Here is a 13,383-nt window from a genome sequence, read left to right on the forward strand (position 1 = left end):
AAAAAGACGTTTCTCCTACTGAGGAGAAGCGTCCTTTTTCTCTTTCCTTAACAATTCAACGAGCAATTCCTTATTTTTATTTCCCCCGGTCATCGGTGACTCGACATAGGAGAATTTTCGTTTGAAATCCATGCCTCTCACAGAAATAACAGCCAATTCACCGCCAATGCTGCCTCGCTGGAGGACATATTTAGATAAAACAGAAAGACCCATTCCATGGATCACAGCTTCTTTAATCGCTTGATTGCTGCTAAAGGTCACAAAGGTTCGCGCTTTCAGTCCATTTGATTTCAGGACATGCTGTAAATATTCTCCTGTCCCTGATCCCTCTTCTCTCGTAATCCATGTTTCGTTCTGTAATTGATCAATGGTGACATCTTTTTTCTTGGCAAAAGGATGATCTAATGGCGCCACAATATAAAGTTCGTCCTCTAGAAAAGTTTCTACAGAAAGCTCCTTGTCATTGGTCTGTCCCTCGATCAAACCGATGTCGACATGGAATAAACGGACATGTCTGGCGATCGCCTCTGTATTATCAATGACCACCTCAATATCAACATGCGGATAGAGCTGATGAAACTCTGCCAATATTTGCGGCAGCACATACTCACCAATTGTGAAGCTCGCTCCGATGGTCAGCTTTCCTCTTGCCAAATGATGATGCTCATAAATGTCCTGCTTCGCCTGTTCATAGAGACGAATGATTTGTTTTGATCGATGGTACAGCATATCCCCAGTTGGTGTAACGGTTAATTGCTTTGGTGAACGATTCAGCAGAACGGTCTGGAATTCCTGCTCCAAGTTCTTAATATGAAGACTGACACTCGGCTGAGAAATTCGCAGCTTTTGGGCTGCTTTTGTAAAGTTCTTCTCCTCCACCACTGTCACAAATGTCTTCAGTGCATCGTAATACATCGGTCCCTCTCCTATCAGAAATCTTAATCCAACACCTTACCTATATATATCTTACTAATTCCTCTCCAGCACGTAAAGAACCGCCTAAACGAAAATAATTTAATAAAAATATTTACTAATTTTTTTAAAGACTCTATACTAAGAGGAGATATTTTCTATAGGAGGTGCTGATTTGGCAGCTAAAATAAAGGACATTGCAGAAAAAGCAGGCTTATCCATTGCAACGGTATCTCGCGTACTGAACCAAGATCCCAACCTATCTGTCACCGATCAAACACGCGAAAAAGTATATGCCGCCGCAGAAGCTTTGTCCTACCAAAAGAAGACATTCAAACATTCATTAAAAAAAATCGCCTTTCTCTATTGGATGACCGAAAAGGAAGAGCTTGAAGATATTTATTTTAAATCCATTCGACTCGGCATTGAGGAACTCACCAATACTCGGAGCTTAAATGTCACCGCTTACAATCCGTCTGATGGGCTTCATTCCATTGATTCTGCTACAGAAGGAATCATCGCCATCGGCCGCTTTAAAACGTCAGAGCTTGACCAATTATATGCGATCACTCCGCATATTGTCTTTATTGATACAACGCCAGATGAAGACCGTTTTGATTCTGTAAAGCCGAACCTGAAACGAATTGTTGAAAAGATCATCGATTCCTTTATCGAAAAAGAGCACCAATCCATTGGATTCATTGGCGGTACAGACCTTGATCTCAATACGAACGTGCACATTCCAGATATTCGTGAAACGACTTTCCGTGAATACATGCTGGCCCGCCATATGCTTGATGAGCGATTGGTCTATATCGGCCACCATTTCTCAGTAGATGAAGGCTACTCGCTGATGATGAAGGCGATCGACGAGCTTGGTGATGATCTGCCCACCGCTTTTTGTGTCGCTAGTGACCCTCTTGCCATCGGCTGCTTACAAGCATTAAATGAGCGCGGATTTTCTCTGCCGAATCGCGTCAGCGTCTTTAGTATCAACGATATTCATGTGTCTCAATATGTGTCGCCGCCGCTCACCACGTATCACATCCATACGTCATTACTTTGTGAGACAGCGATCGATTTACTTTTAGAAAGACTTGTGGACGGCAGAACATTGCCTAAGACTGTTCTGATTGCCTCAGAGCCTGTCTTTCGAAAAAGCACCATATAAACAAACTGGAAGTCCTGCCAAAGTGGAGGGCTTCTTTTCTCTCTATATGAGTAAAAAATTTTACTTAATAAATTTAATAAAATATGTTTACTTTTTTTACTTAAGTTGATATTCTCACATTAAGAAAGCGTTTTCTTATCATCTGTGAAAAAAGAACGAGAGGGGATTACCAATGAAAAAGGGAAAATGGGCGACATTATCAGCAGTCGTTGGTACTGCTGTGCTTCTGCTTTCAGCATGCGGGCCAGGAGATGACAATTCAAGCGGGACACAGCCAGCATCTACAGGTACAAAGACCTTGCTAGTATGGGAGGATGTCAAAAAGTCTGATGGGATTCAAGACGCTGTAAAAGAATTTGAAAAACAAAACGATGTGAAAATCAAAGTGGTCGAAAAAGCGTATGCCGACCAAATCGAAGCTCTCCGCCTTGATGGAGCAGCTGGGACAGGCCCAGACGTCATCACGATGCCTCACGATCAAATTGGATCAGCCGTCACTGAGGGGCTGTTACAGGAAATCAAGCCTGATCAAAAAGTGATCGATTCCTTTACAGACGAATCCATTCAATCACAAACGGTAGACGGCAAGCTGTATGGCCTTCCTAAATCCGTTGAAACGACAGTGCTTTTCTATAACAAAGACCTTGTCAAAAAGGCACCAACTACACTTGATGGCTGGTATGACCTTTCGAAAAAGCTAACAAAAGACGGGAAATACGGTTTTGTAGCGAAATGGGATGAAATTTACTATGCACAAAGTGTGTTAGGCGGATCAGGAGGCTATATTTTCAAACAGAAAAGCGATGGCTCCTATGATGTCAATGATATTGGTCTTAATAACGATGGCGCCATCAAAGGCGGAGCATACATTCAAAAATTCTTTAGCGAAGGACTTTTCCCGAAAGGCATCATTGGTGAACAAGGAATCAATGTCCTCAACTCCTTATTCACAGAGAAAAAGGCAGCAGCTGTCATTTCTGGTCCATGGTCATTTGGTCCATATAAAGAAGCAGGAATTGACTATGGCGTAACAGAGCTGCCAACACTCCCTAACGGAAAGCATATGAGCTCATTCTTAGGTGTAAAGAGCTACAACGTCTCCTCTTATTCTAAAAATAAAGAACTTGCTGAGAAATTTGTTGAGTTTATCACGAATGAAAAAAATTCGAAGAAGCGATTCGAAGTGACAGAGGAAATTCCACCAGTGAAAAAGCTGATGAAGGATCCAATTATTACTGGAAACGCCAATGCGGATGCTGTTTCAAAACAAACGAAATATGCCACGCTGACACCGAATACCCCTGAAATGGCAGAGGTGTGGAAGCCGATTGACAGCGCATTAGGTCTCATTGCAACCGGCCGGACAGATGTGAAAAAGGCATTTGATGATGCCGTCAATCAAATCGACTCTCAAATTAAAGCAAACCATTCTAAATAATCATCAAACACGGGTAGCCTTTAAGTCTATCAAGCTGCCCGTATTTGAGCTAATTTCATATGAAGTAGGTGTTAGACGTGACGGGTAACCTTGAACTAGACCGCACACACATAGTGGAATCAAAGACACACCGGAGACGGGCGCTAATGTTCTCTCTTATACCCGGGATGGGGCAGATGTACAACAAGCAGTACGGCAAAGGGGCACTTTTTTTCCTGTTCGGTGTTTCTTTTTTCATCGTATTTTATGATTTATTCAATATTGGCTTCTGGGGGCTGTTCACACTTGGGACGATGCTGCCTCGTGACAACTCTGTTTTTCTTTTGGCAAAAGGGATTATTGCGCTGTTAACAGCTGGTTTTGGTATCGGCTTTTACGTACTCATGATGCGTGATGCTTTTATGAACGGAAAGAAACGTGATCAAGGGGTTCCGCTCCATTCCATCCGAGCTCAATATCATCAGCTGATCGACCAAGGCTTTCCTTACTTAATGAGCACTCCTGCTTTCTTTTTACTTCTTTTTTCTGTTGTCTTTCCTATTATGTTCAGCTTTGCGCTTGCCTTTACGAACTACGATTTATACCACTCGCCTCCTGCCAATCTGATCGATTGGGTAGGGATCAAGAACTTTCAAAATATCTTTTCAATTGATATTTGGAGAGACACTTTCATTGATGTACTTGGCTGGACCGTCGTATGGACGCTGGCTGCTTCGACCCTTCAATGTGCTGTCGGCATCTTTCTAGCGGTTCTGCTCAATCAGAAGGATTTAAAAGGAAAACGGTTTTTTAGAACCATTTTGATTCTCCCTTGGGCTGTTCCGGGTTTTGTGACCATTTTGGTGTTTGCCGGACTGTTCAACGATACATTTGGAGCCATTAACAACACACTTTTTGCATCGATTGGAATTGATCCAAAACCATGGCTGACAGATCCATTTTGGAGCAAAATTGCCCTCATTGCGATGCAGACTTGGCTTGGATTTCCTTTTGTTTTCATTATGACAACCGGTGTTCTGCAGGCGATTCCAGAGGATCTATACGAAGCTGCGACCATTGATGGGGCAAACTTCTTTCAGAAATTCCGGTCCATCACGTTACCGCTTGTCCTTTATTCCATTGCGCCTATATTAATCACGCAATATACGTTTAACTTTAACAACTTTAATATCATCTACTTATTTAATGGCGGAGGACCGCCTGTGGCTGGCTCAACTGCTGGGGGAACGGACATCTTGGTTTCTTGGATTTACAAACTCACGATGCAGTCTTCTCAATATGCACTCGCTGCCGCTGTCACGATCTTACTTTCAATCTTTGTCATCGCCATTGCACTCTGGCAGTTTAAGAGAACGAATTCATTCAAAGAGGAGGACATGATGTGATATGGGATCAAAACAAAACAAGCTCATTCGCCTGAGCATCACATATTTTATCCTTTTCATTGCCTCCATTTGTATTCTATATCCACTGCTTTGGACGATCGGTGCTTCCTTTAACCCTGGGAACAGCCTCATGAGTACAAGCATGTTTCCGAAGAATCCAACGTTCAGCCACTTCACAGAACTCTTCTTCGGTCAGGGGGCACTTTATGCAAAATGGTATTGGAACTCAATGAAGATCAGCATTGCCACAATGGTTTTAACGCTGGTTCTTGTCAGTTTTACAGGCTATGCCTTTTCCAGATTCCGCTTCAAAGGACGAAAAAATGGGCTGATGCTCTTTTTGCTGCTGCAAATGATTCCTCAATTTTCAGCGCTGATTGCGATTTTTGTTCTCGCTCAAATGCTTGGACTCATTAACAGCCACCTCGCATTGATTTTGATTTATGCAGGCGGACAAATTCCGATGAATACGTATTTAATGAAAGGCTATCTTGATGCGATTCCAAAGGATCTCGATGAATCAGCCAGAATGGATGGCGCAGGGCATTTCCGGATTTTCATCCAAATTATTATGCCGCTTGCCAAGCCGATTTTAGCCGTTGTTGCCATCAACTCATTTACAGGACCACTGGGTGATTTCATCATCTCCAGTGTCATTGTCCGCTCACCCGAAATGTATACGCTCCCAATCGGTCTGTACAATCTTGTGTCAGATAAAATGGGTGCCAGCTACACGACCTTTGCAGCCGGGGCTTTACTCATTGCGATTCCAGTTGCTTTATTGTTTCTTGTTTTACAAAAACAATTTGTATCCGGCCTTACACAAGGCGGGACAAAAGGATAAGGGGAGATTTGATGAAGAAATGGTTGCTTGTCACTGTTGTCGTTTTCTTTCTGATGGGATTAGGTATTCTGCCTGAAGCAAGGGCCGATACGATTTCTGTGAAACCGGTCAATGGCCTGCAAGGTGATTTCATCAAGGGAGCCGATATCTCTATGCTTGCAGAAGTAGAGAAAAGCGGCGGCAAATACTACAACCAGAACGGACAGCAGGTTGATCCGCTCAAGCTATTAAAGGATAAAGGCGTCAACTATGTGCGTATCAGACTGTGGAACCATCCATATGACAATCAAGGGCGGGCCTATAACGGCGGCACAAATGATCTCAATACAGCCATCGCTTTATCGAAACGTGCAAAAGCACAAAACATGAAAGTGCTGCTTGATTTTCACTACAGTGATTTCTGGACTGACCCCGGTAAACAATTCAAACCGAAAGCGTGGGCATCCCTCTCACAAAGCGATTTAGAAAAAGCGGTCGGCACATACACAGGCGATGTGCTCAAAGCGATGAGAGCGCAAAATGCCTTGCCGAACATGGTTCAGGTCGGAAATGAGTTGAACTCAGGTATGCTGTGGCCAAACGGAAAAAGCTGGGGTGAAGGCGGTGGTGAATTTGACCGGCTCGCTGCTTTGCTAAAAGCTGGCACAAATGCCGTCCGCTCTGTCGATTCAAACATCAAAATCATGCTTCACCTTGCACATGGCGGAGACAATGGTGCATCCCGCTGGTGGTTTGATGAAATCACAAAACGAGGCGTCTCCTTCGATACGATCGGTTTATCTTATTACCCGTATTGGGACGGCGGTTTTAGCGGTCTTACGTCCAATATGAATGATATTAGTGCCCGCTATAACAAAGACGTCATCGTGGTAGAAACTGCTTACGGCTTTACGACAGCAAACGGTGACAACCTAGATAACTCATTTAACCAAGACTCTGTCAATACAGCCGGTTATCCAGCCTCACCTCAAGGCCAGGCATCTTTTATACGAGATCTATCCGAAAAAATTTCACAAGTAAACAACAACCGCGGGAAGGGGTTCTTTTATTGGGAGCCGCTTTGGATTCCAGCGAAAGGTGCTCCGTGGTCTAGTCAATACGGGCTGGCTTACATTCAAACAACCGGTACTGTCGGAAATGCGTGGGAAAATCAAGCGATGTTTGATTTCAACGGAAAAGCACTGCCATCTCTTGATGTATTTAAACAAATGACACCGTAACTAAAAGGATAGGACGTGACAAAATGGGAAAGCGTTACCCACTCGTTCACCCAAATGTGAAAGGCTTTTTGCATGGTGGCGATTACAATCCAGATCAATGGCTCCATATGCCAGAGATCATAGACGAAGATTTTCGATTAATGAAGCTTGCACACTGTCAAACATTCTCCATCAACATTTTCGCATGGAGTAAGCTAGAGCCAAAAGAAGGTCAGTATGACTTTGCATGGCTGGATGACATCATGGACCGCTTAGCAGCGCAGGGGGCACACGCCATTCTCGCAACGCCAAGCGGAGCAAGACCTGCTTGGCTGTCACAAACATATCCAGAAGTATTGCGCGTCGAAGCGAATCGTCAGCGTAACTTACATGGACTGCGCCACAATCATTGCTTCACCTCTCCGGTTTATCGAGAAAAAACGAACGCACTCAACCGGCTGCTGGCGGAACGCTACAAGGATCATCCCGCACTGATCATGTGGCACATTTCGAATGAGTACGGCGGCGAGTGTCATTGCGACCTGTGCCAGGAAGCATTTCGAGACTATTTGAAGGACAAATACAATCATGATCTTGAGGCTTTGAATCAAGCATGGTGGACAGGATTTTGGAGCCATACGTATAGTGATTGGTCACAAATCGAGTCACCTGCACCGCATGGGGAGCACATGATTCACGGCATGAACCTGGATTGGAAGCGCTTTGTCACAGCACAAACGATCAATTTTTATCAAAATGAAATTAAGCCGCTGCGGGAATTGACGCCTCATATTCCAGTAACCACGAACTTTATGGGCGACTATCCGCATATGCGTCCATTCCTTGGGCTGGATTATCATCAATTTGCAAAAGAGGTCGATGTGATCTCATGGGATAGCTATCCTGCTTGGCATAGCGGCAGAGAAACAACGGCCGAATTAGCATCAAACGTTGCCTTTGTACATGATTTGTATCGTTCCTTAAAGGACGGACAGCCGTTTCTCGTCATGGAGAGTACGCCTAGCCTTGTAAACTGGCATGAAGTGAACAAGGTCAAACATAAAGGCATGGCACACCTTTCTGCCATGCAGGCAATTGCTCACGGATCAGACTCCGTGCTTTATTTCCAGTGGCGGCAAGGCCGAGGCGCCTCTGAGAAATTCCACGGTGCCGTTGTCGATCATTCTGGTCATGAACATACGCGCGTGTTTCAAGAGGTAGCTGATCTAGGGAAACAACTGGAGCAGCTGGGCCCAATTGCGGGCACATCCGTTCAGCCAGAGGTCGCCATCATTTATGATTGGGAAAATCACTGGGCCATTGATGATGCGCAAGGCTTAAATAACACAAACAAACGCTATGTAGAGGCTTGTCAAACTCACTATCGAAGCTTTTGGAAAAAAGGCATCCCTGTTGACATTGTCGGAATGGAAAAAGATTTCTCATCCTATCGTGTGCTCATTGGGCCAATGCTCTACATGATCAAACCAGGCGTTGCAGAAAAAATTGAAGCCTTTGTCAAAGAGGGCGGCATTTTTATCGCGACTTACTGGAGCGGCATAGTCGATGAAAATGATCTCTGTTTCCTCGGCGGTTTCCCTGGTCCTCTCCGCCATGTACTTGGCATCTGGGCAGAGGAAATCAACACATTGATGCCTGATGAACATGTGTTAATGACCACAGGGAATGGACGCACGTATCATGTCGGACAATACTGCGAATCCATACACCCTGAGACGGCCTCTGTGCTAGGGCATTTTGAGAATGGCTGCTACGAAGGACAGCCGGCCCTGACTGTCCGTTCATTAGAAAGAGGGAAAGCATACTATATGGCCTCAGAAAATGAGCAGGCTTTTTATGATGAGTTTTACGAAGACCTTATCGCAGGAATTGGCATACAGCCCGTCCTATCCACTGCAATTCCAGAAGGAGTCAGTGTACAAAAACGAACAGACGGTACGCAGGACTATGTGTTTTTGATGAATTTCACAGAAGAGCAGCAGAACATGTCACTAGATTCAGAGGCAAGTTATGAGAATATGCTGACTGGACAGCAAGTGTCTGAGCAGCTTCAACTTGATCCTTACGAGTATGTCATCTTGAAAAAATAGTTGAAAGAAGCGTCCATTTATTGGGCGCTTTTTGATTTAATAAGTCTAAATACCCATATTAATCATTGTGAACTTTAATCGTTATTTTTATCTAAATTTTTTTACAATATTTGATGCCGCGACACGACTGGTCTCTCCATCCTTTTTTACCATTGTATAGGTATGAAAGCGGTTGCTTCATACTCATAAATTTGATACCCTTTTTTTTCAATGCAGCTGTGGGAATGCATTGGATGAAAAGTATAGACAAATGTAAACGGTTTATTTGTAGGGGGAGGGGCTTATGTTAACGTTTGTTGGATTGATGATTATTTTAACGATTGTTGTGCTGCTGATTTGGGGGAAAGCAAGTCCAATTGTCGCCATGGTCATGGTGCCTTTAATAGGGGCACTCATTGCGGGATTTGGGATCAATGACATTCAAACCTTCTTTGAGGAAGGGATTATCAAAGTATTGCCGGTGGCGACCATGTTTATCTTCGCCATTTTATTTTTTGGCATTTTGCAAGATACAGGGTTCTTTGAACCTGTAATAAAAACTTTAATCAAGCTGACAAAAGGAAATGTTGTCACAGTTGCAATGGGAACTGCTTTGATTGGGGTGATCGCACACTTAGACGGAGCAGGGGCTACGACCTTTTTATTAACTGTACCTGCACTGCTTCCACTTTATAAAAAATTACATATGAGCCCTTATTTACTGCTGTTATTAATCGGGACAAGCGCCGGATTAACCAATATGATTCCATGGGCCGGACCGACTGGACGGGCAGCCAGTGTCCTGAATATGGACCCCTCTGAGCTTTGGGTGCCACTCATACCAATTCAGCTCATTGGCGTTGTGCTCGTGTTAGGAATGGCATTCATTTTAGGAAAGAGGGAAGAAAAGCGAATTCGGGTGAAAATTGCTGCAAATGAAATAGCTGCGGTTCAACTAGAAGGTGCAGATTGGGATCGTGCCATTCAGTCTATTAGTGAAACGGGAGACGCCTCTTTAAAGCGTTATCATCTCATTTGGGTGAACCTTGTTCTGTTTTTGTGTGTTGTGGTACTTCTCGTATTGAACGTGATGCCTGCTAGTTTTATGTTTATGATTGGCCTGTCACTTGCACTGTTGATTAACTTTCCGAATGTGAATCTACAAATGGAAAGGATCAAGGCCCACGCACCTAGTGCGCTGATGATGGCGGCTGTCATTTTCTCCGCAGGGTCATTTTTAGGAATTCTTGAAGGCACAGGGATGCTGAAAGCCATTGCTGTTGACAGTATTCACATTTTACCAGCCTTCTTGCTGCCGTTTTTACATATTATTGTCGGTATGCTTGGAGTACCGCTTGATATGCTGACAAGTACAGACGCCTATTATTACGCCCTTCTGCCAATTGTTGAATCCATTACATCTGAAGTTGGCGTACCAGGCACTTCTGCGGCATATGCCATGATGATTGGGAACATCATCGGAACCTTTGTCAGCCCGCTTGCTCCCGCTGTTTGGCTCGCGGTAGGTCTTGCAGGGGTTGATATGGGGAAACACATCCGCTACTCCTTCTTTTGGATGTGGGGATTCAGTATTATCCTTCTGTTTGTGGCGATGCTGATTGGCATCATTTAAAAAGAAAGACATGCGCGGATATGCGCATGTCTTTTCTTTCATTATGAAGGATATTCACTTGTGTGAATGTCTGAATTCGGCTTTCTAATAAGAGACATTAATCCAATGATAAACAATAGAACCATTGGAGCGAATGCAAGGCCAACTGTTCCAATTAAAAGAGTCACAGCAGAAACCAAGAAAAGAATACCTGAAAGCACGGCACGACGGTCAGTTTTCAAGAAAATCACACCTACAATCGACAGCACAGCCGCAATTGCGGAAACGACCATAAACTGAGTACCAAATGCATTGACAGAAGCTTGAAGTGTTTCAATCGGCAATGTTTCCCCTTCCTCTTTTAACACTTCATTGATTTCATCATAAAATGATGGACCCACAGAAAGGATTAATGCCCCAAACCCGACACCAATGGCATTGAGGACAATACTAATAATCCCCATAATTTTTTCACCTTTACGTTTAATCATGTGTAAACCTCCTAAAAAGTTAAATTAACCTGTTTTCACTTCTCGCTTTTGAAAGACGATTAAGGCAATGGCTAAGAAAATAGCCCAATAGATGACTAGGACGATTAGTGAGAATCCTAGGGACATACCTTCGATAACAGTAACCTGTTCCATAAAGTATTGGGATGGATCGTTTGCAAATAACAGATATTTTGACCAATCAAAGAAGAGCATTAAAATACCTGTGACTGATCCACCCACAATATACGCTAACACACTAATGGCAATGGAGATAGCCTCACTTCTAAACACTGTAGAAATGGCGAACGAAAGGGTTCCCAAAACGACAAACATTGCACAATGAGCGAGATAATAATAGACCATATTGGCAAACTGTGAACGTTCAATCACTTCACCATTTTGATACACCAAATTCACATAATCAGTGTTAAGTCCAAAGAAAATAGCACCCAATATGAATGACAAGATAAATAGCACCACAACAAGTAAAAGAGCATACAGCTGCACCGTAATATATTTAGATATTAGGATCTTTAGCCTTGATGGTGGACGAATCAATAATAATTTAATTGTACCATGCTTGTATTCAGCCGATACAATGGTGGAAGCAATAATGATCACAAACACACCGACTAGCTGAAGTAAATTGGCGTTTGTTTTCACATAGTCCCATACACTGTCGCTAAACTGATCAGCCGGCGGCAAGTTATGCTTGATTCGATAATCATTAATAGTGATCTCTTTTTCAAGCTCTCTTTTAAAGAAACCATTCTCTGTCTCTTTGAGCTCCTTCTTGTTTTCCTTATTCATCATTTCTAGCTGGGTTTTCCAATCACCTGAAGCTTGATCTTTGTCATTTGTTTTCACTACAAAGATCAGCGTGGCAACCATACCTAATACAAGAAGCCCAACCATAATCCAAGTTCCAACACGATAACTGATTTTCATCCACTCGTTTTGAATGAGGCGAATCATACGTCTGCCTCCTTTTTACCTGTTAAGCTTAAGAACTTATCTTCTAAGGTTTGTTTTTCAATTTTGATCTCGTACAAATGAATAGACGCGCTGCTCAAATGACGGATTAATTCTGGCATTTTTTGTTCTGGCATAGAGAAAAATAAGTACTGCTCCTCTTCTCTTACAGTGACGCCTTCCTCAAATGCACCAATGAGCTTCTGTGCTTCTTCAAGCTCCCCTGCTGCCACCTTCATTCGATAATTAACCAAATCATCCTGCTTCGTCTCAGCACGCTGATCCTCAATCGCAATCAGCTTTCCTGTTTGGATAATTGCAAAGCGATCACACATCAATTCCATCTCTGACATGAGGTGACTTGAAACAATTACAGCAAGCCCTTCTTCCTTCGCAAGCCTTCTCAAGTAATCTCGTATCATTCGAATTCCCTCAGGATCAAGTCCATTGGTCGGCTCATCTAAGATTAGCAGTTTCGGTCTATGTATGAGTGCCTGCGCAATGCCCAATCGCTGTTTCATCCCTAATGAAAATGTACGCACACGTTTATGTTTCACATGCTGTAAGCTGACTAGCTCTAACAGCTCATCAATTCGCGCTTCATCCACTTTCCCATTCATCCTGGCAAAGTGAACAAGATTTTGTCTTGCCGTTAAATGATTATACATTTCTGGATTTTCAATAATCGCACCGACATGTTGGATGGCATGCTGATAGGAGGTTTGAATACTATGACCATTAATCAGAATGTCACCAGATGTAATGGGAGAAAGACCGACCATCATACGAATGGTTGTTGTTTTCCCTGCACCATTTGGTCCTAAGAAGCCAAAGACTTCGCCCGCTTGGACAGAAAAGCTCAAGTCTTGAACAATCTTTTTCCCGTGAATATGCCTAGATACATTATGCAGTTCTAAAACGTTCGTCACGTTACCTCTCCTTCTGTGTCTAAGTATCATCTATCATTCTATTTCCTGATAAACTCCATGATCCGTCAAAAATAGAAGAACACTTCCATATGGTACAGCAATGCCCAAAAGTTGTGAAGGGGATTAGCCGAAATTTAGCGAATCATCTGCCTTTTTTAAGGTAGAGTTAAGGTAATGATTTAAAAAACTCTAATTCTATATTACTTAAAGACTGTGGGATTCAAAATGCGCTCCCGCCTTACTCTCGTAACATAAATATATAATAGAGGCATGCAATAAGATGTAAAGATAAGTCCCCCTGTTTTTTCAATACTCACTGTTGCAGGAGGTATTATTTTAT

General features: G+C 43.1%; 11 protein-coding genes. 7 read left to right on the top strand and 4 right to left on the bottom strand.

What is annotated here, in order from left to right:
• Positions 1 to 15: 15 nt before the first annotated feature.
• Entirely contained in the window at positions 16 to 915 is a 900-nt protein-coding gene (locus MHB41_RS18230; RefSeq protein ID WP_034281399.1) for a LysR family transcriptional regulator, read from the bottom strand.
• 172 nt (positions 916 to 1,087) lie between these two features.
• Here MHB41_RS18230 and MHB41_RS18235 point away from each other — a divergent pair, with 172 nt between their 5' ends.
• From MHB41_RS18235 to MHB41_RS18265, 7 genes are all read left to right on the top strand, one after another.
• Complete coding sequence (locus MHB41_RS18235) at positions 1,088 to 2,083, top strand: LacI family DNA-binding transcriptional regulator (protein ID WP_044334886.1); 996 nt, start codon at positions 1,088 to 1,090, stop codon at positions 2,081 to 2,083.
• A 172-nt stretch (positions 2,084 to 2,255) separates the two neighbouring features.
• Entirely contained in the window at positions 2,256 to 3,521 is a 1,266-nt protein-coding gene (locus MHB41_RS18240; RefSeq protein WP_268481247.1) for an extracellular solute-binding protein, read from the top strand.
• Positions 3,522 to 3,688: 167 nt separating this feature from the next.
• The gene (locus tag MHB41_RS18245) at positions 3,689 to 4,906 is read left to right on the top strand and encodes a sugar ABC transporter permease (protein ID WP_285854721.1); all 1,218 of its coding nucleotides are present in this window, start codon (positions 3,689 to 3,691) and stop codon (positions 4,904 to 4,906) included.
• Between the two features lies 1 nt (position 4,907).
• Positions 4,908 to 5,750, top strand: a complete 843-nt coding sequence (locus MHB41_RS18250; RefSeq protein ID WP_024423962.1) for a sugar ABC transporter permease — start codon at positions 4,908 to 4,910, stop codon at positions 5,748 to 5,750.
• A gap of 11 nt (positions 5,751 to 5,761) precedes the next feature.
• Positions 5,762 to 6,970: a glycosyl hydrolase 53 family protein gene (locus MHB41_RS18255; protein ID WP_268481248.1), complete on the top strand. Its 1,209-nt coding sequence runs from the start codon at positions 5,762 to 5,764 to the stop codon at positions 6,968 to 6,970.
• A gap of 23 nt (positions 6,971 to 6,993) precedes the next feature.
• Positions 6,994 to 9,060, top strand: a complete 2,067-nt coding sequence (locus MHB41_RS18260) for a beta-galactosidase (protein ID WP_268481250.1) — start codon at positions 6,994 to 6,996, stop codon at positions 9,058 to 9,060.
• A 283-nt stretch (positions 9,061 to 9,343) separates the two neighbouring features.
• The gene (locus MHB41_RS18265; RefSeq protein WP_024427570.1) at positions 9,344 to 10,672 is read left to right on the top strand and encodes a citrate:proton symporter; all 1,329 of its coding nucleotides are present in this window, start codon (positions 9,344 to 9,346) and stop codon (positions 10,670 to 10,672) included.
• A gap of 41 nt (positions 10,673 to 10,713) precedes the next feature.
• On the opposite strand, the gene MHB41_RS18270 is transcribed toward MHB41_RS18265, so the two are convergent.
• From MHB41_RS18270 to MHB41_RS18280, 3 genes are read right to left on the bottom strand one after another with little or no spacing between them, the layout of a single operon-like run.
• Complete coding sequence (locus MHB41_RS18270) at positions 10,714 to 11,142, bottom strand: DUF4064 domain-containing protein (RefSeq protein ID WP_034281406.1); 429 nt, start codon at positions 11,140 to 11,142, stop codon at positions 10,714 to 10,716.
• Positions 11,143 to 11,166: 24 nt separating this feature from the next.
• Positions 11,167 to 12,117, bottom strand: coding sequence for an ABC transporter permease (locus MHB41_RS18275; protein WP_254001500.1), 951 nt, complete (start codon positions 12,115 to 12,117; stop codon positions 11,167 to 11,169).
• The gene (locus MHB41_RS18280; protein WP_034281408.1) at positions 12,114 to 13,043 is read right to left on the bottom strand and encodes an ABC transporter ATP-binding protein; all 930 of its coding nucleotides are present in this window, start codon (positions 13,041 to 13,043) and stop codon (positions 12,114 to 12,116) included. The genes MHB41_RS18275 and MHB41_RS18280 overlap by 4 nt, the downstream gene beginning before the upstream one ends.
• Between the last annotated feature and the right edge of the window lie 340 nt (positions 13,044 to 13,383).

This window comes from Bacillus sp. FSL H7-0578 (assembly GCF_038630855.1).
GTDB classification, from domain to species: Bacteria; Bacillota; Bacilli; order Bacillales; family Bacillaceae; genus Bacillus; species Bacillus safensis.